14 protein-coding genes are annotated in these 18,839 nt (G+C 65.5%); 5 read left to right on the forward strand and 9 right to left on the reverse strand.

Features of this window, described 5'->3' with window-relative positions:
• Window positions 1–130: 130 nt before the first annotated feature.
• The 5 genes from BRAO375_RS01155 to BRAO375_RS01175 all read right to left on the reverse strand — a co-directional run bounded on the left by BRAO375_RS01155 (window position 131) and on the right by BRAO375_RS01175 (window position 7,288).
• Complete coding sequence (locus tag BRAO375_RS01155; RefSeq protein ID WP_009025608.1) at window positions 131–2,797, reverse strand: EAL domain-containing protein; 2,667 nt, start codon at window positions 2,795–2,797, stop codon at window positions 131–133.
• A gap of 389 nt (window positions 2,798–3,186) precedes the next feature.
• On the reverse strand, window positions 3,187–4,026 hold the full coding sequence (locus tag BRAO375_RS01160; RefSeq protein ID WP_083842414.1) for a M48 family metallopeptidase: 840 nt from the start codon (window positions 4,024–4,026) through the stop codon (window positions 3,187–3,189).
• Window positions 4,027–4,234: 208 nt separating this feature from the next.
• Window positions 4,235–5,563: a polyhydroxyalkanoate depolymerase gene (locus tag BRAO375_RS01165; protein WP_035638291.1), complete on the reverse strand. Its 1,329-nt coding sequence runs from the start codon at window positions 5,561–5,563 to the stop codon at window positions 4,235–4,237.
• Between the two features lie 124 nt (window positions 5,564–5,687).
• Window positions 5,688–6,500 carry an ABC transporter permease gene (locus tag BRAO375_RS01170; RefSeq protein WP_009025611.1) on the reverse strand — a complete coding sequence of 271 codons (813 nt, stop codon included), beginning with the start codon at window positions 6,498–6,500 and terminating at the stop codon, window positions 5,688–5,690.
• Window positions 6,497–7,288 (reverse strand): ABC transporter ATP-binding protein, encoded by a 792-nt coding sequence (locus BRAO375_RS01175; RefSeq protein ID WP_035638292.1) that lies wholly within the window; start codon window positions 7,286–7,288, stop codon window positions 6,497–6,499. Before BRAO375_RS01175 ends, BRAO375_RS01170 begins: the two co-directional genes overlap by 4 nt.
• A 110-nt stretch (window positions 7,289–7,398) precedes the next feature.
• Between BRAO375_RS01175 and BRAO375_RS01180 the strand changes: the two genes are divergently transcribed.
• Complete coding sequence (locus BRAO375_RS01180; RefSeq protein WP_035638293.1) at window positions 7,399–8,748, forward strand: ActS/PrrB/RegB family redox-sensitive histidine kinase; 1,350 nt, start codon at window positions 7,399–7,401, stop codon at window positions 8,746–8,748.
• A 157-nt stretch (window positions 8,749–8,905) separates the two neighbouring features.
• A complete protein-coding gene (locus BRAO375_RS01185; protein WP_009025614.1) occupies window positions 8,906–9,460 on the forward strand; it encodes an ActR/PrrA/RegA family redox response regulator transcription factor in 555 nt (184 codons plus the stop codon).
• A gap of 21 nt (window positions 9,461–9,481) precedes the next feature.
• Here the strand turns inward: BRAO375_RS01185 and BRAO375_RS01190 are convergent, their stop codons facing one another.
• Both BRAO375_RS01190 and BRAO375_RS01195 read right to left on the reverse strand, forming a co-directional pair.
• Window positions 9,482–9,862, reverse strand: a complete 381-nt coding sequence (locus tag BRAO375_RS01190) for a hypothetical protein (RefSeq protein WP_009025615.1) — start codon at window positions 9,860–9,862, stop codon at window positions 9,482–9,484.
• Window positions 9,863–10,111: 249 nt separating this feature from the next.
• Window positions 10,112–10,594 (reverse strand): MmcB family DNA repair protein, encoded by a 483-nt coding sequence (locus BRAO375_RS01195; protein ID WP_009025616.1) that lies wholly within the window; start codon window positions 10,592–10,594, stop codon window positions 10,112–10,114.
• A 124-nt stretch (window positions 10,595–10,718) separates the two neighbouring features.
• Here BRAO375_RS01195 and BRAO375_RS01200 point away from each other — a divergent pair, with 124 nt between their 5' ends.
• On the forward strand, window positions 10,719–12,446 hold the full coding sequence (locus BRAO375_RS01200; protein ID WP_009025617.1) for an alpha-amylase family protein: 1,728 nt from the start codon (window positions 10,719–10,721) through the stop codon (window positions 12,444–12,446).
• A 231-nt stretch (window positions 12,447–12,677) separates the two neighbouring features.
• On the opposite strand, the gene BRAO375_RS01205 is transcribed toward BRAO375_RS01200, so the two are convergent.
• Window positions 12,678–14,276: an alpha-amylase family glycosyl hydrolase gene (locus BRAO375_RS01205; protein ID WP_009025618.1), complete on the reverse strand. Its 1,599-nt coding sequence runs from the start codon at window positions 14,274–14,276 to the stop codon at window positions 12,678–12,680.
• 145 nt (window positions 14,277–14,421) lie between these two features.
• Between BRAO375_RS01205 and BRAO375_RS01210 the strand changes: the two genes are divergently transcribed.
• Complete coding sequence (locus BRAO375_RS01210) at window positions 14,422–15,090, forward strand: MBL fold metallo-hydrolase (RefSeq protein ID WP_009025619.1); 669 nt, start codon at window positions 14,422–14,424, stop codon at window positions 15,088–15,090.
• A gap of 174 nt (window positions 15,091–15,264) precedes the next feature.
• Here BRAO375_RS01210 and BRAO375_RS01215 read toward each other — a convergent pair whose 3' ends face one another.
• Window positions 15,265–16,773, reverse strand: a complete 1,509-nt coding sequence (locus BRAO375_RS01215; RefSeq protein ID WP_009025620.1) for an extracellular catalytic domain type 1 short-chain-length polyhydroxyalkanoate depolymerase — start codon at window positions 16,771–16,773, stop codon at window positions 15,265–15,267.
• Window positions 16,774–17,299: 526 nt separating this feature from the next.
• On the opposite strand from BRAO375_RS01215, the gene BRAO375_RS01220 reads away from it, so the two are divergent.
• On the forward strand, window positions 17,300–18,538 hold the full coding sequence (locus BRAO375_RS01220; RefSeq protein ID WP_009025621.1) for an LLM class flavin-dependent oxidoreductase: 1,239 nt from the start codon (window positions 17,300–17,302) through the stop codon (window positions 18,536–18,538).
• Window positions 18,539–18,839: the final 301 nt, after the last annotated feature.

Raw genomic sequence — 18,839 nt, forward strand, 5'->3', positions numbered from 1 at the left:
ATCGCCAACGCGCAAATGCGCGTTGACGATTGCCCCGGAATGACGATGGAGGCGCGAAGGCCCGGCTTGGTAACGGCGCCGACCCTCGCGAGGGAAAGCCGACCCTCGGGGGGAAAGATGGTCAGGTCGATCAGCCCGCGGCCGCAACAACCGGCCGCGACGGCTTCTCCGCCGCAACCGGGCCCGCCGCCTGCGCCAAGGCGCGTCCGACCTGCCGCAGCATCAGGCTGGCGCGGCAGGCGCTGTAGTCGAGCAGCCAGCGGCTGAAGGCGCCGGCGGCCATGGGACGCGCGAACAGGAAGCCCTGCATGGCATCGCAGCCGAGCTCGGCGAGCAGCTTGCGCTGCGGCTCGGTCTCGACGCCCTCGGCGACCACCTTGACGTCGAGGCTCTGGCCCACCCTGACCACCGCGGTCACGATCGCCCGCGTGCCCTGGTTGTTCTCGAAATTGCGCATGAAGCCGCGATCGATCTTGAGCTCGTGGATCGGCAGCTGCGCCAGCCGGCTCAGGCTGGAATAGCCGGTGCCGAAATCGTCGAGCGACAGGCCGACGCCCATGTTGCGCAGCTCGCTCATGGTCGCGATCACGGTGGCGCGCTCGTTGAGGATCACGCCCTCGGTGATCTCCAGCATCAGCATCTTCGCCGGCAGATCGTTGGCCGCCAGGATCTGGGCGACGACGGCCGCGAGATTGACGTTCTGGAAGTTGATCGGCGACAGGTTCACCGAGATGCAGGGGATGTCGAGGCCGGCTCGGCGCCACGACGCCATCTGCTGACAGGCGGTCTTGATCGACCACACGCCGATCTGCTCGATCAGGCCGCATTCCTCGGCCAGCGGGATGAACTTGGCAGGTGACACGTCGCCGAGCACCGGATCATGCCAGCGCGCGAGCGCCTCGACGCCATGAATGGCGCCGGTCCGGGTGCAGATCTGCGGCTGGTAATGCAGGGTCAGCGCCTCGCTGGCGATCGCCTCGCGCAGCGCGGTCGAGTGCATCAACCGCTCCTCCGCGAGCTTGTCGATGTCGGCGCTGAAGAAGCGATAGGTGGCGCGGCCCGCGCGCTTGGCCTTGTACATCGCCCCGTCGGCCTGCTTGATCAGGGTCTCGATGTCCTTGGCGTTGTCTGGATAGAGGCTCAGGCCCATGCTGGCGGACATCGGCACCTGGCGCTTGCCGATTGTCAGCGGCATCGCCAGCGCGGCCGTGATGCGGGCGGCGGCCAGCGAGGCCTCCAGCGCATCGCGATTCTGCAGCACGATCACGAACTCGTCGCCACCGAGCCGGCCCAGCATGTCGCCGGGGCGGATCTGCGCGCGCAGGCGGTTGGCGAAGCCGACCAGGAACTCGTCGCCGGCGGCATGACCCAGCGTGTCGTTGACGTCCTTGAAATTGTCGGCGTCGAGGAAGGCGACCGCGAGATGGCTGCCCTCCGGACAGGCCTTGATGGCCTCGTCGATCATCGACGGAATGCGGGCGCGGTTGGGCAGGCCGGTCAGCATGTCGTGATAGGCGACCTGCGAGATCGTCGAGCGGACCTCCTGGCGCTCGATGGCGAGCGCGCCGAGCTGGACGCAGGCCTGCACGATCTGCTCGTGCCAGGGGCTCGGGCCGCGGCATTCCCGGAAATAGAACGCGAAGGTGCCGATGACGCGGCCGTCCTTGCCCTTGATCGGCGTCGACCAGCAGGCCCGCAGGCCCGCCCCGAGCGGCCCTTCCTTGTAGGGCTGCCAGCGCGGATCGTTGTCGATATCGCGCGCCAGCACCGGCTGGCACAGATAGGCGGCGGTACCGCAGGAGCCGACCTCCGGACCGATGGCGACCCCTTCGAGGCTTGCCGAATAGGCCGGCGGCAGGCTGGGCCCGCCGAGCGGGTGGATCTTGCCGTCCGAATCCACATGCAGGATCGAGCAGACCACGTCCGGCGCCAGTTCCTCGACGCGGCGGCACAGCTGGTCGGCGATCGTCGTGATCGCGACGTCGGACGCCAGGGCGGACATGATCAACTGCTGCAGCGAGCGCAATTGCTTGGCCTCGCGGATGTCGCTGAGCAGGCCGACCAGGTATTTGACCTGGCCACGGTGGTTGCGGTGCGCCTTGACGTGGGCGGTGGTCCAGATCTCGCAGCCCGCTTTGTCGTAGATCAGCAGGTCTTCCTCGACGCCCTGGTCATCGATGATGCACTGCTTCAGCCGGTCGACCATCAAGGGATCGGTGCAAGGCCCGACGAGAAGCTTCTCCACGTCCTGGCCGAGCACCTCCTGCGAGCTGTAGCCGAAGATGCTGGCAAAGGCTGCGTTGGTATAGAGGACCTTCAACTCGGGATTGGTAACGATGACGGCGCGGTTGCTGCGGTCGGCCACCGACATCAGGAGCGCATTCTGCTCGCGCAGGACGACGTCCTTGGTGACGTCCTGAAGGAAGACGGCCGACTGCACTGGCGCGTGATCCGGCGAAAGGGCGCTCAGGCGGCAGCGCAACCGGTTCCGCGAGCCGTCCGCATGCCGCAGCGTCACCTCGCGCGGCTCGGCGTCCTGCGAATGATCGCCAATGTCCGGTCCGCCACCTTGCTTATCGCCCGCGGTCGCTGCGGCGAGGTCGGCCGGCAGGCCCAGGCTCTCGGGGCTGGCGCCGATCAGCGCGGCGGGCTCACGCCGAAGCAGCGCAGAGGCTGCCCTGTTCGCGAAATGGATACGGTTGTGTCCATCGAGAAACAGGATCGCCTCGGAGGCGCGATCGAGCGCGGCCGAGAGCAACTCGATGGATGCGGCCGGTTGGAACTCGCTTGCAAGCATCGTTCAATTTGAAGCGCGCTGCACGTTGCAGGAGAACGACCAGCGCTTGGGTTGCAGCGAACGACCCGGCAGTGGGCTGGGACGTCACCTTGGGGTTGATCGAGGTAAATCTGCGAGCGCAGCGTTACAGCCACGTTAAAGCGCGCTCGAATGAGCTGCCTTCCCCCGGTTAGGCGCGGGAAGGCTTAAGAATTCGATAGCCCGTCGCGCCGTTCTGCATCCATCGACCTCTACCCCTCAGGATGAGCAGCGGCGCTCGCGGCGCCTGTCGAACCAAATGAGCTCCGAGCGACCCAAAGCCAGAGATGCGCCGGATCGGACGGCAACAAAAACAATGGCCCGGACCAAGAGGCCGGGCCATTGTCGTCTCGATCGCCGATCGTTCAGTCTCAATCCTCGACACCGTAGCGGTGCAGGTCGTTGCCGCAGGTGTCGAGCCACTTCTTGGCGCGCTCGACCGAGCCGCAGATCTTGCCGCACACCTTCCAGAACCGCGGCGAGTGGTTCATCTCGATCAGATGGGCAACCTCGTGCGCCGCGAGATAGTCGAGCACGAACGGCGGCGCGAGGATCAGACGCCACGAGAACGACAGCGAGCCGGCCGAGGTGCACGAGCCCCAGCGGCTCGACTGGTCGCGGATCGACAGCCGCTTCACCTTCACCCCGAGCTGCTCGGCATAGGCGTCGGCGGCCTTCTGCAGGTCGCGACGTGCCTCGCGCTTGAGGAAGTCGAGCACGCGGCGTTCGGTGTGCTCGATCCCGCCGGCCACGCACAGGATCTTCTCGCCGCTGTCGCGCGTCTCGGTCCACACCGTGCCGCGCTCGCCGGCGCGATGCACGATCTTGTGCGGCACGCCGCGCAACGGCACCAAGGTGCCCGGCAGGAACGGCGCGGCCTTCGGCAAACGGCCGAGACGGGCCGCGATCCAAGCGCCGTGACGCTGCGCGAAGTCTTTCGCTTCGATGATGGTGCCGCGCGGAGGCATCGTGAGGATCGCTTCGCGATCCGACGGATGGATTCTCAGTGTATAACGTCGCGCACGACGGTGACGCCGCAATCTAATCGAGTAGATTTGCGAGCCATGCTTGACGAGAAGACGCGAGGGTTCGGCGGGCCGCCGATAGAGTAGCGCGCGAGTGGCCATTTCTGTCAGTCCGGGAGGGAAGAACTCGCCCGGATTTTGCCATATCCACCGCCAGGGAAAGCGCTCGGCGCAAAAACAAATCATTTGCCCAACATACAGGGGCTCGACAAGTTCCACACCCCAGAGCTTGGGCCTCTAGAGCCGCCCATAGAGTGAGTTCAGATTCAAAAGCGTCGCTCAAGCAGTGACGCCACATTCACTGCTTGAGTCACTCCGGAATTCAGGTTTTCGAAGTCTCTTCAAAGAGTTAACGCGCAGTCGGATTCGACGGCGCGAAATCCCTCCCTCGACGCTATTCAGCGGCAATCGCGAGCAGCGACTTCGGATCGGCTGCCGACAGCATGAAGTCGTTGATGCGCGGCACGATCTCCGACTTGAATCGTGATCCATTGAACACGCCGTAATGTCCGACGCCCGGTTGCACGTAGTGCACCCGGCGATGATCCGGGATCGACGAACAAAGTCCATGCGTCGCTTCGGTCTGACCGAGCCCCGAGATATCGTCCTTCTCGCCTTCGACTGTCATGAGCGCGACGCGCGTGATCTTCGATGGATCGACCAGCGCGCCACGATGGGTCATCTCGCCCTTCGGCAGCGCGTGGCGGATGAACACCGTCTCCACCGTCTGCAAATAATATTCCGCAGCCAGGTCCATCACGGCGAGATACTCGTCGTAGAAGTCGCGGTGCTTGTCGACCTGGTCTCCGTCGCCCTTCACGAGGTTGGCGAACAGCGCCTTGTGGGCATCGACGTGGCGGTCGAGGTTCATGCTGATGAACCCGTTCAGCTGCAGGAAGCCCGGATAGACGTCGCGCATCACACCGGGATGCGGGAACGGCACCTTGGTGATGACGTGGTTGCGGAACCACTCGATGCCGCGCTCCTGGGCGAGGTTGTTGACCCCGGTCGGATTGCGACGGGTGTCGATCGGCCCGCCCATCAGGGTCATCGAGATCGGCGCGAACGGATCGCGCTCGGCCTCCATCACCGAAACTGCCGCCAGCACCGGCACCGCCGGCTGGCACACCGCCATGACGTGCATGTTGGTGCCGAGGAAACGCAGCATCTCGATGACATAGTCGATGTAATCGTCGAGATCGAAGCGGCCCTCGGCCAGCGGCACCATGCGGGCATCGGCCCAATCGGTGATATAGACCTCGTGCGTCGGCAGGAATGCCTCGACCGTGCCGCGCAGAAGCGTCGCGTAATGGCCGGACATCGGCGCCACGATCAAGAGCCGCGGCTGCGGCGCGCGCAACGGGCGGGTCAGCTTGCGATCGAAATACAGCAGGCGGCAGAACGGCTTTTCCCAGATGGAGCGAACCTCGACCGGGGTCCGGATGCCGTTGACCTCGGTCTCGTCGAGGCCCCATTCGGGCTTGCCGTAGCGCCGCGTGGTGCGCTCGAACAGCTCGCAGGCCGCTGCGATCGACTTGCCCATCTCGGTGTGCGCCCAGGGATTGAGCGGGTTCTGAAACAGGATCTTGGTGGCGTCGGTGACAGCGCGCGCCGGATTGAGCGAGGCATGCGCCATTTCGTACATCCAGTACATCGGCGTCGTCAGGACCGGACTGCCTTCCGACGCCAGGGGCGGTGCACCGCCAAACTCACCTATCGGCATTCTCGTTCAACCCTCTCTGCAACGCAGCATACTGCCGAATGCGTAATTAAGCGTCAATGCGGTGTGTTACGAGTTGGTGCCTGAAAGAAGCGAAATGAGCCCGAAAATCCACGGGAAAACGCAATTATTCCCCTGAGGAGAGCAGCGAGCCGGCGCGACGGGCGCTGCGCAACAGAGCAATGAATGCCGCAAACGACGCCAACAGCAGGGCGGCATTGAGCCCGAGCGCGGTCAGCATCAGGTCGGCGCGGAAGGCGTGGTCCGCCAGCAGCGCGCGCATGCCCTCGAACACGTAGGTCGGCGGCAGCGACCAGGCGACGAACTGCAGCCAGTGCGGCAGCACCTGCACCGGATAGTACACGCAGGCCAGCGGCATCAGCGCGAACATCAGGGTCCAGACGATGCTTTCGGCGCCGAGCCCGTTGCGCAGCACCAGGCCCGACACGAAGATGCCGACCGCCCAGGAGGTGAAGATCAGGTTGCAGAAGAACGCGATCAGCGGCAGGCCGAGGCTGTAGAAGTTGAAATCGAAGAACCACACCGCGATCAAGGTCATCGGGATGATGCCGATGGCGAGCCGGACGACGCTCATGGTCATCAAGGCCAGCAGGAATTCGATCGGCGTGAGCGGGCTCATCATCAGGTTGCCGATGTTGCGCGCCCACATCTCCTCCAGGAAGGAGATGGAGAAGCCGAGCTGCCCGCGGAACAGGATGTCCCACAGGATCACGGCACCGATCAGCGTGCCGCCGGCGCGGGCGAAGAAGCCGGCATTGGCGGTGATGTAGGTCTGCAGGAAGCCCCAGGTGATGATCTGCAGCGTCGGCCAGTACATCAGCTCCAAGAGCCGCGGCCAGGACGACAGCAGCAGGTACCAGTAGCGCAGGACCATCGCGCCGATGCGGTGCGGGGCGATCGCCAAGGACAAATCGTTCATTGGGCAGCCTCCCGGTCACGGCCGCGGGCCACATCGAGGAACACCTCCTCCAGCGTCGACCGGTTGTAGCGCGCCATGATGCCAGCCGGGCTGTCGTCGTCCTCGATCCGCCCGCGCTTCATAATGATCACGCGGTCGCAAAGGCGCTCGACCTCGAACATGTTGTGCGAGGCCAGCAGGATGGTGGCGCCGCGGCGCGCGCGGTAGCGCTCGAGATGGCCGCGCACCCAGTCCGCAGTGTCGGGATCGAGCGAGGCCGTCGGCTCGTCGAGCAGCAGCAGCTCGGGATCGTTGATCAGCGCCTTCGCCAGCGCCACGCGCGTCTTCTGCCCGGCCGACAGCTTGCCGCTGGCGCGGTCGATGAAGTCGGTGAGATCGAGCTGCGCGGCGAGCTCGGCGATGCGCTCCTTGAGATGGTCGACCGCATAGAGCCGGCCGAAGATGGTGAGGTTCTGCCGCACCGTGAGCCGCATCGGCATGTCGACATAGGGGCTTTCGAAATTCATCCGCCCGAGCACGGCGGCAGCCTCGTCCGGCATGGTGTGGCCGAGCACCTCGACGGTGCCGGAGGTCGGCTGCACCAGCCCCATGACCATCGCGATCGTCGTGGTCTTGCCGGCCCCGTTGCCGCCGAGCAGCCCGGTGATGCTGCCGCGCCGGATCGCAAACGAGATGCCGTCGACCGCCGGGGCCGTCTTGTAGATCTTGGTCAGGCGCGACACCGCTATCGCTGGCGAGCCAGACCCCGAAGCCGACGATGGCGTCGGCGCTGCGTCATCTTGCGTCATGTCGAGAGTTCATTGAGGCATTGTGCCGCAAACCGCAACAGGCCACCAACGGCCTGGCCGATTTGTCGCCACGCCTTGGTGGCGTTAAGTTCCCCGACATGACCAACGCCATGACCGATGCTCTGATCATCGACACACCCGACACGGATTATCGCCATCCGCGCCAGCGTGTCCGGCTCGATACGATCCTGCGGCTGCGCTGGCTCGCGGCCCTCGGTCAATTGAGCGCGATCTTCATCGTGGTGCAGGGCCTGGAGTTCGACCTGCCGGTCGTGCCGTGCCTGGCCGTCATCAGCGTGTCGGCGCTGCTCAATCTCGGCCTGCAGATCGCCTTCAACCCGATGCAGCTGCTGGAGCCGGCGCATGCCGGCGGCCTGCTTGCGCTCAACATCATCGAGCTGACGGTGCTGCTCTATCTCACCGGCGGGCTGGAGAACCCGTTCTCGTACATGTTCCTGGCGCCGGTGCTGATCGCCGCGACCGCCCTGCCGATCCGCCTGACGATCATGCTCGGTCTGCTCGCGGTCGCCTGCGCCACCGCGCTGTTCTTCATGCACCTGCCGCTGCCATGGGAGGGTGAGGAGCCGCTGATCTTCCCGCCGATCTATCTGTTCGGCGTCTGGCTCTCGATTGCGCTCGCGATCGGCGTCACCAGCCTCTACGCCTTCCAGGTCACCGAGGAGGCGCGCAAGCTGTCGGACGCGCTTGCCGCCACCGAGCTGGTGCTGGCACGCGAGCAGCATCTCACCCAGCTCGACGGCCTGGCTGCGGCGGCGGCGCACGAGCTCGGCACCCCGCTCGCCACCATCGTGCTGATCTCGCGCGAGCTGGAGCGGGCGCTGCAGGACAACAGCCAGGTGACGTCCGACATCAAGACACTGCGCGAGCAGGCTCAGCGCTGCCGCGACATTCTCGGCAAGATCACCCAGCTGTCGTCGGTCGGGTCGATGTACGACCGCATGAAGCTGTCGACCCTGATCGAGGAGACGGTCGCGCCACACCGCGACTTCGGCGTCGACATCAAGGTGCGGGTGGCCGTCGCGGCAGCCAAGGAGCCGGTCGGCTCGCGCAATCCAGCGATCCTCTACGGCGTCGGCAACATCCTGGAGAATGCGGTCGACTTCGCGCGCAACGCCGTCGAGGTGAATGCCTGGTGGAACAACGAGACGGTCGAGCTCGTGATCTCCGACGACGGCCCCGGCTTCGCGCCTGACATCCTCAAACGCATCGGCGAGCCGTATCTGTCGCGCCGGCGCAGCGGCGAGGAAGGCCAGGGGGGTAACCAGGGCGGCGGTCTCGGGCTTGGCGTGTTCATCGCCCGGACCCTGCTGGAGCGCACCGGGGCCAAGGTCTCATTTACCAATCGTACCTTCCCCGATCACGGCGCCGTGGTTCAAATCGTCTGGCCGCGGCGGCGTTTCGAGGCTGTCGAGGACGGCGAAGAGGACGAGCCGGAATGATCGACCGCCGCTGGTATACGAAGACGGCCGCCATTGGCGCGGCGTCACGCCGCAGACTGCGGCATCCCGCGATCTTGGCAGCGAGCCATGCAAGGGCCATATGACACCCATGACAGATCGTCTCGCAACATCGAGCCTTCTTGCTAAGGATATGACCGTGGGCGCCATCGCCGAACTGACGAACCATCCGGACCGCTCTCTGCTGATCGTCGAGGACGACAAGCCGTTCCTGGAGCGGCTGTCACGGGCGATGGAGACCCGTGGCTTCACGGTCACGTCGTGTGAGAGCGTGGCCGAAGGCATCTCCCAGATCGGCAAGTCGGCGCCGGCTTTCGCCGTCGTCGACCTCCGGCTCGGTGACGGCAACGGCCTCGACGTGGTGTCGGCGCTGAAGCGCAAGCGGCCCGAGGCGCGCGCCATCGTGCTGACCGGCTACGGCAACATCGCCACCGCCGTGACCGCGGTGAAGATGGGCGCCGTCGACTATCTCGCCAAGCCGGCCGATGCCGACGACGTCGTCGCCGCGTTGCTGGCGACCACCAGCGAGAAGTCCGAGCTGCCGTCGAATCCGATGTCGGCCGACCGCGTGCGCTGGGAGCACATCCAGCGCATCTACGAGATGTGCAACCGCAACGTCTCCGAGACCGCGCGCCGCCTCAACATGCACCGCCGCACCCTGCAACGCATCCTGGCCAAGCGGGCCCCGAAGTAGAGGGATCGCCCACTTTCGCGCTCAATGCGACTTCACGAACGCCTGCAGCGCGTGGAAGACCGTGCGCCGCTGGTTGCGGCTGCACCAGTTGCGCATCCAGCTGTCCATCTCGGTGAGGTCGAGCTTGATCTGCATGCCCTCGTCGCCGCGCGTCGCGTTGATGGCGGAGACATAGCCCATCATCCATTGTTGATATTTCGAGATCGCGTTGACGTAGGGCCCGTCGGGATTGCCGATCGCCTTGTAGGTGCCGGGCGGCTGCTCCTCCGCGGCGGCAATGAAGCGCTCGCAGGAATCGGCGCCCACGCCGATCACGTAGAACGCCACCTCCTCCGCGCGGACTTGGCTCGCCAAGACTTGGCTCGCGAAGAGCAGCGTCAATGCCAAGACCACCCGTCGCATCTCGCGTCCCTGTCTGCACCCCTGGGGTGGAATACCGTTCAAGCCTTAAAATGTTGCGACACGTTGCGCCCCATCAGGGGCAATTGTCGGGCAGAGACAGGGACATCGGCCGGGATTCGGAAGGGAGTCGCCGCACGGCAACAGTTGGACCCCGCCCACACGCCGAAGTGATCAGCACCGGCTCGCGCGCCGGTATTTGGACCCGGCTTGGGGCCCGGCCACCGCGGCCGACAGGCAGCTTTAGCTGCGTCAAACGTCGGCGTGACCTTGCGGGTCGATCAGGCGGCTCATGCGCTGGGCGGCGGCGAGCGCAAAGCGCACCGTCATCAGCTTGCGCGTCGGGGCCGGCAGCTTGTGCTCCGGCGCCTCGCAATGCAGGTGGGCGCCATAGGCGTCGGCCACGATCAGGCCGGTGCTCTCGGGAAACAGCTCACACGGCAGGTCCTGCGTGAAGGCGAAGAACAGCCGGTCGCAATGGGCGCGATAGTCCTCCCATTTGTGATCGGCGCGCAGATCCTCCAGCGACGACTTGATCTCGACGATCCAGATCTCACCGCGCTCGTTCAGCGCCACCAGATCGGCACGGCGCCCGGACGGCAGAGGCAGTTCGCTGATCGTGGCGAAGCCGAGCGAGCGCAGCAGACGCGAAGTGCCGCGCGCAATCGCGAGCGCCGTCTCCGACTGGCGGCGGTCGATGGGGACAAGGCTGATCCTGGCGGCTGATGCGTCCATCGGCGCAGCATAGCCGATTCTGAAAGCCGCCCAAGCGCGGCTTTCAGCTCGGAACCGGGAACCCGATGCCGGCCTTCCGCTTAACAAGCGGCCGCCGGCGGGGCGGCGCAACGGGGCGCCGTCCATGATCGATGATCTCTGGTACAAGAACGCGGTGTTCTACTGCCTGTCGGTCGGCACCTACATGGATGCCGACGGCGACGGCATCGGCGATTTCAAGGGCCTGACGCGCCGGCTCGATTATCTGCACGGGCTCGGCATCACCGCGATCTGGCTGATGCCGTTCCAGCCCTCGCCGCAGCGCGACGACGGCTACGATGTCGCCGACTACTACAATGTCGATCCGCGCTACGGCACGCTCGGCGATTTCGTGCAGTTCACCCATGGCTGCCAGCAGCGCGGCATCCGCGTCATCATCGACCTCGTCGTCAACCACACCTCCGACCAGCACCCGTGGTTTCTCGACGCCCGCAGCGCCAAGGATTCCCACTACCGCGACTGGTATGTGTGGTCGGACAGGAAGCCGGCCAATGCCGACAAGGGCATGGTGTTTCCCGGCGTGCAGAAGTCGACCTGGACGCGCGACAAGCAGGCCGGCGCGTACTACTTCCACCGCTTCTACGACTTCCAGCCTGACCTCAACACCTCGAACCCGGAGGTGCAGGCCGAGATCCTCAAGATCATGGGCTTCTGGATCCAGCTCGGCGTCTCCGGCTTCCGCATGGACGCGGTGCCGTTCGTGATCGCGACCAAGGGCGCCGACGTCAGGAAGCCGGTCGAACAGTACGACATGCTGCGCACCTTCCGGGAATTCCTGCAATGGCGTCAGGGGGAGGCGATCATCCTCGCGGAAGCCAACGTGCTGCCGGAAACCGACATGGAGTATTTCGGCGACGACGGCGACCGCATGCACATGATGTTCAACTTTCACGTCAACCAGCATCTGTTCTATGCGCTCGCCGCCTCCGACACCCGGCCGCTGGCCAAGGCGTTGCAGGCGACCAAGCCGCGGCCGGCGTCGGCGCAATGGGGTCTGTTCCTGCGCAATCATGACGAGCTCGATCTCGGGCGGCTGACGAAAGAGCAGCGCGCGGCGGTGTTTGCGGCGTTCGGGCCCGACAAGAGCATGCAGCTCTATGACCGCGGCATCCGGCGCCGGCTGGCGCCGATGCTCGGCGGCGACCGCCGCCGCATCGAGCTCGCTTACAGCCTGATGTTCACCCTGCCCGGCACGCCCGTCATCCGCTACGGCGACGAGCTGGCGATGGGCGACGATCTCAAGCTCCCCGAGCGCAATTGCGCGCGCACGCCGATGCAATGGTCGACCGAGCCGCATGGCGGCTTCACCAAGAGCGGGACCTCGGCGCCGCCCGTGATCGATCACGGCCCCTACGGCTTCGAGCACGTCAACGCCGCCAAGCAGCGGCGCGATCCGAACTCGATGCTGAACTGGACCGAGCGCATCATCCGCATGCGCAAGGAAGTGCCGGAGGTCGGCTGGGGCGATTTTGCCGTCATCGCGACCAAAGATCCCGCCGTGCTGATCATGCGCTACGACTGGCGCAACAATTCGGTGCTGTTCGTGCACAATCTCGATGAGAAGCCGCGCGAGATCAGCTTCGACGTCGGCCTGCCCGATGACACCGGCAGACTGCTGATCAATCTCCTGTCCGAGGATCACAGCCGCGCCGACGACCGCGGCCGCCACACGCTGGTGCTCGAGCCCTACGGCTACCGCTGGTACCGCGTCGGCGGCCTCGACTATCTGCTGCGGCGGAGTGATATCGAGACGGAAAGCCCGGCGAAGCCGGTGCGGAAGACAAAGCAGTTAGGCAAGGCGCGGCGGCGGTGACCCCCGCAGCTCCAGAATGCCGATAAGTTGGCCCCGAGGCCTCCTCAAACTCGGTGTCGTCCCGGGCTTGACCCGGGACCCATAACCACAGGCTGTCGTGTGGCGACGACTCGGAGTTGCCAGCCTGCCTCGAGCGCTTCCTGGGAGTATGGGTCCCGGGTCAAGCCCGGGACGACACTGAGTGTGGGGTGACGCCGTCGCGCAGCGACAACGAGTAGCAACACCAAGCAGCTACGCACTCCTTCCGATCAGCACGCCCTCATTCCCTCGCAAATCCAGCGTGCCCTCGACGCGCTCGCCGTCGCGGTCGAGCCAGGTGGAGAGCAGGATCGCGCCGTCGAGGCCGTTGCCTTCGGTCGCGATCGCCACCGGCTCGTCGCCGAGATTGAGCGCGATGGTGACAACCTCGCCGTCGCCTTCGCGGCGGTACAGCAGCAGATCGCCTTGCGCCGCGACCGGCCGGTAGCGGCCGGTGACGAGCACGCGATGTGCTTTGCGCAGACGAATGAGCGCGCGGTACAGGTTGAGGATCGAACGGCGGTCAGCGGTCAGGTTGACGACGTTCTCATGCGTGAAGTCGTCGGCCACCGGTAGCCAGGGCGCCGCCTGGGTGAAGCCCGCCCCCGGCAGCGCGCTCCATTGCATCGGGGTGCGGCAGCCGTCGCGACCGACGCCGATGCCGGGCACGTTCTTCTCGAACGGATCGCGCACCTGCTCCGGGCTGATCGCGACCTGATGCATGCCGATCTCGTCGCCGTAATACAGCGTCGGCGTGCCGCGCAGGGTCAACAACAGCATCGCCGCGACGCGCGCCTGCTCCGGGCCGACACGGCTCGCCACCCGCGGCCGGTCGTGGTTGCCGAGCACCCAGTTCGGCCACGCGCCCGTCGGCAGCGCGGCCTCGTAATCGGCGATGATGGTCTCGATCTCGCGGGCATGCCACGGCGCCGACAGCAGCGCGAAGTTGAACGGCAGATGCGCGCCGCCGAGATCCTTGCCGTAATAGGTCATGAGCCGCTCGAGCGGCAGATAGATCTCGCCGATCAGCACGCGATCCTCGAACTCGTCGACCACCGCGCGCATCTCGGCCACGACCTCGTGCACCTCCGGCTGATCGGCGGAGTAGCGCGAGATGATCTGCTCATGCGGCGGCCGGCCGCCGTGATAGTCGGGATTGGCCGGATTGTCGCGAAACTGCGAATCCTTGATCAGGTGCCAGATCACGTCGACGCGAAAGCCGTCGACGCCCTTGCGCAGCCAGAACCGCATCACGTTGTAGATCGCCGCGCGCACCGCCGGGTTGCGCCAGTTCAGGTCCGGCTGCTGCGCCAGGAAGGCGTGATAGTAGTACTGCCCGGTCGCGGAATCGAACTGCCACGCGCTGCCGCCGAATTCCGACAGCCAGTTGTTCGGCGGCCCGCCATCGGCAGCCGGATCGCGCCAGATGTACCAGTCGCGATGCGGATCGTCGCGCGATTGCCGCGCCTGCAGAAACCACGGGTGCTGATCCGAGGTGTGGTTCGGCACGAGGTCGAGGATCAGCTTCAGCCCGCCGTCATGCGCGGCCTTCACCAGCGCATCGAAATCCTCCATCGTGCCGAACAAGGGATCGATGCCGGTGTAGTCGGCGATGTCATAGCCGAAATCGGCCATCGGCGAGGTGAAGATCGGCGACAGCCAGATCGCATCGACGCCCAGGGTCAACAGATAGGGCAGGCGATGGACGATGCCGGTGAGGTCGCCGACCCCGTCGCCGTCGCTGTCCTGGAACGAGCGCGGATAGATCTGGTAGAAAATCCCCTCGCGCCACCAGGCGCCCTGCTCCGCCATCTCGAACCGCTTTCTGCTCGCAACCGTGCGGCCCAACGCAGGAACCGGCGGCAGGTTCACAACGCGAGCCCGGCGCCGGTCTTCAAGCCGCCACGAGCCGGTGTTTTTCGCTTGGCGCAATGCGAAAAATCGGCATGCTGGCGGCATGAGCGAGCAGAACCAGACCAAGGCGAAGGCCGGCGCGATGATCGTGCCCGTCACGCCATTCGAACAGAACTGCACCATCCTGTGGTGCGAGGCGACGAAGAAGGCGATCGTGATCGACCCCGGCGGCGACGTGCCGAACATCCAGGCCGCGATCGCGCAGGCGAAGGTGACCGTCGAGAAGATCTGGCTGACGCACGGCCATATCGATCACGTCGGCGGCGCCGCCGACCTGCGCGATGCACTGAAGGTGCCGATCGAGGGCCCTCACATCGCCGACAAGTTCCTGCTCGACAACGTCGTCGCCAGCGGCGCGCGCTTCGGCATCACCGGCGTGCGCGACGTCACGCCGGACCGCTGGCTCGAGGAAGGCGACACCGTCGAGATCGGCGAGCTCGTCTTCGACATCCTGCATTGCCCCGGCCATTCGCCGGGCAGCGTGGTGTTCTTCAACAAGCAGATGCGCTTCGCCCATGTCGGCGACGTGCTGTTCAACGGCTCGGTCGGCCGCACCGACCTGCCCGGCGGCAGCCATGAGACCTTGATCAGCTCGATCAAGACCAAGCTGCTGCCGCTCGGCGACGATATCGGCTTCATCTGCGGCCACGGCGCCGGTTCGAGCTTCGGCCAGGAGCGGATGACAAATCCGTTCCTCACCGGCATGGCTTGATCGTTCGGTCCGTCATTCCGAGGCAGCCCGCAGGGCTGAACCCGGAATCTCGAGATGTCCCGATGCGCAGTTGCGCATCTGAGGTCTGGTCCTTCGGACCATTCCGGAATGACGGCTTCAGCAATCAGCCATTGTCGTTCAACAGGCTTCAGCCACGCGCTCCGCGCCTGAAGCTTATTTCAGCCCGGCCGCCTTCAACGCGCGGTCGATCACGGCGGCGACGTCGATGACGCGGCGGCGCTTCGCGGCGGGCGGCGGCGCGCTGGGCGCGGGAGCAGCCTTCACCGCGACAACGGTCGGCGGATCGGCGGGCGTCATATCGATCGCCTTGGCCACGCTTGGCTTGGACGCCACCGGTGTCACCTCGGCCGGCGCGCCTGCCGGCGCCGCACTCATCGCCTTGCTTTCGACCGGCAGCGGCCCGCTGGCCGGCGGCTCGGCCTTGCGTTTCGGCGGCCGCGCCGTCGACCGGCCCGACTTGGCGCGCGCGGGCCGCGGCTGCGCAGGCTTCGCGGTCTTCGTCGGCGGCGCGGTCGTGGTCGGCTGCGGCGCGGCCTTGGCCTCCACCGAGCCGGCGGCCGGCTGGTCCTCAGCCTTTCGCAGCATCTTGGTCAGCGCCGGCAGCACGGGGATTGGCGACACCTCCGGAATGAGCTTGCTGCTCGGCGAGGTCACCGCCGGCTTGGGCTGCCGGATCCAGTCGGTGACGCCGAAGAATTTCGCGATCAGATAGGACGAGGAAATGCCGGCCTCGAGCAGGAACGGTCCGGCCTTGCCGTAGCGCTTGTCGTTGCCGGCGACGCCGATCGGCGTGCCATGCGCCATGTTGGTGATGGTGAAGGACTCGACCATCGTCTCGCCGTCGGCGTTCCACCATTGCTCATGCGGATAGCCGTTGACCTCGTTCGCGGCCATCGGCGCCAGCGGCAGATGGTGCAGATCGAGCCACTGCTTGACGATCTCGCCGGCATTGTCGGGATGCACGGTGTAGTCGGCGGTGCCGTGCCACACCGACAGCTTCGGCCATTTGCCGCGATGACTGGAGGCGCGGCGCACGAGATCGCCGAGCTCGCCGGCGGGACGCGCCGGCGGCATCCGCATCTGCAGGATCGCGTCGCGCATGTTGCGCGCGGTACCGAATGGCAGCCCCGCGATGACGGCGCCGGCCGCGAACAATTCCGGATGTGCCGACAGCATCGCCATCGTCATCGCGCCGCCAGCCGACAGGCCGGTGACGAAAATGCGGCTGGGATCGATGGCGCAATCGGCCACCATGCGGGCGATCATCTCGCGGATCGAGGCGACCTCGCCCTGGTCGCGGGTGATGTCCTCGGACTGAAACCAGTTGAAGCAGCGCTGCGGATTGTTGATGCGCTGCTGCTCAGGCATCAGCAGCGCGAAGCCGAAATGCTTTGCGAGCGTCGACCAGCCGGCGCCGAGATCATACTCCGCCGCGCTCTGCCCGCAGCCATGCAGCACGACGACGAGCGGCAGCAGCGGCTGGCGCTGCGCCGGCACATAGGCAAACATCTTCAGCCGGCCGGGATTGCTGCCAAAGCCTTCGACCTCGACCAGCGGACATTCGGGGGCGGGCCGCACCTGACGATGAAAATCGCCAAATCCGGTGATGCCGTTCAGCTCCCGCAGCCGCCGCAAATACTCAACATTTTCAGCGAGGGACAACGGCAGCTCCTTGGCGGTACGTCTTGGCAGTCACGTCTTGGCAGTCACGTCTTGGCAGTCACGTCTCGATCGTCACGTCTTCAATGGTGCAGATCAAACTCCACCATCACCCAGATGGTTGCTGCAGCGCAAAAGAAAAAGCCCGCGCAAAAGCGGACTGCAGCAATTTGATTGCGAATTTCGCGCTTGCTGCGATCAAAATGCCACGCGGAGGCGGCGCTTCACGCAGTCATCACCGAAATGCGAACCTCACACGGCCGAAATCGCGGAGAGCGTGAGCACGGCCGACGACGCAACTGCTCTCCGCCGATCGTAGCAAATTGGACGCTTCAATCCTTATCCATCCGCGAATCGCGATCTCGCGTCGGAGTGTGCGCAGCGATCCGCGATCAGTAAACAACAAATGGCAGGCATGCACCGCTCTCCAACGAGCCGCAAGATGATTGCCTGCGCACGAGGCGCCAATTAGCCTGAGCGCCAAGCAACAACGACGAGCAACAACGATATTCCGTTCGGGAGAAAACACATGGCGCGGCTCAAATTCGGCGCATTCCTCGCTCCGCATCATCCGATCGGCGAGCATCCGATGCTGCAATTCCGCCGCGACCTCGATCTCGTGTCGCAGCTCGACGAGCTCGGCTATGACGAGTTCTGGTGCGGCGAGCATCATTCCAGCGGCTGGGAGATGATCGCGTCGCCCGAGATGTTTCTTGCCGCCGCCGGCGAGCGCACCAAGCGCATCAAGCTCGGCACCGGCGTCATCTCGCTGCCCTATCATCATCCGTTCAACGTCGCACAGCGCATGGTGCAGCTCGACCACATGACCGGCGGCCGCGCCATCTTCGGCTCCGGCCCCGGCGCGCTCGCCTCCGATGCGCATACGCTCGGCATCGATCCGATGACGCAGCGCGACCGCCAGGACGAGGCGATCGCCATCATCCGCCGCCTGTTCAACGGCGAGCGCGTCACCGCCAGAAGCGACTGGTTCACGATGAACGACGCGGCGCTGCAGATTCTCCCGCTGCAGGAGGAGATGCCGTTCGTGGTGGCGTCGCAGATCTCGCCATCGGGCATGACGCTCGCCGGCAAATACGGCATCGGCATCATCTCGCTCGGCTCGATGTCGACGCAGGGTCTGATGGCGCTGCCGCAGCAATGGGAGTTCGCCGAGGACGCCGCGAAGAAACATGGCACGACGGTGAGCCGCGCCAATTGGCGCGTGCTGTTGTCGTGGCACATCGCCGAGACCCGCGAGCAGGCCCGCCGCGAGGCCGGCGCCGGCCTGATGCGCTGGCACAACGAATATACCGTGGGCACGTTGATGCGGCCGGGCCTGAAGCCGTTCTCATCGCCGGACGAAGCCGTCGACAAGACCGCCTTCGTCGAGGGCGCGGCCTCGACGATCGGCACCCCCGATGATCTCGTCAAGACGATCAAGAACCTGATGCAGGTGTCCGGCGGCGTCGGCGCCATCATCGGCTTCGTGCATGACTGGGCCAACCCGGAGAACACGCGGCGCAGCTGGGACATGGTCGCGCGCTATGTCGTGCCGGAGATCAACGGCTATATCGACGGCCTGCGCCGCTCGCAGACATTCGTCATCGAGAACCGCGAGATCTTCGAGCGCGCAGGGCAAGCCGTGATGGCCAAGATCATGGACAACGACAAGGCCGCTGCGGCGCTGTCGCAGACGGGACCAGGGCGGATCGCCATCCCCGCTGTCAATGCGCCGGACCTGCAGGAGGCGGCGAAGCGTAGAGGATAAAAAGAACGTAGGGCGGATTAGCGCAGCGTAATCCGCCACCCCGGCGAAGCCGGATGCCGCCATCTCATCAATGCACGAAGGAGAGAGCCCGCACCTGTCGGGGGATGACGCTGCGCTAACTAACTCATCCGCCCTACGCGCTGCGCTCGCCTCACCGGCGCCATTCCGGGGGCAATCGTCAACGCGCGCAGCGCGGTGGCGATTGAACCCGGAATCTCGAGATTGTTGAAGCGCCGCAAGCCAACATCGAGATTCCGGGTTCAAGGCCTGCGGCCTTGCCCCGGAATGACGGTGGTTGTGG

It is taken from the genome of Bradyrhizobium sp. ORS 375 (assembly GCF_000239775.1).
GTDB lineage: Bacteria > Pseudomonadota > Alphaproteobacteria > Rhizobiales > Xanthobacteraceae > Bradyrhizobium.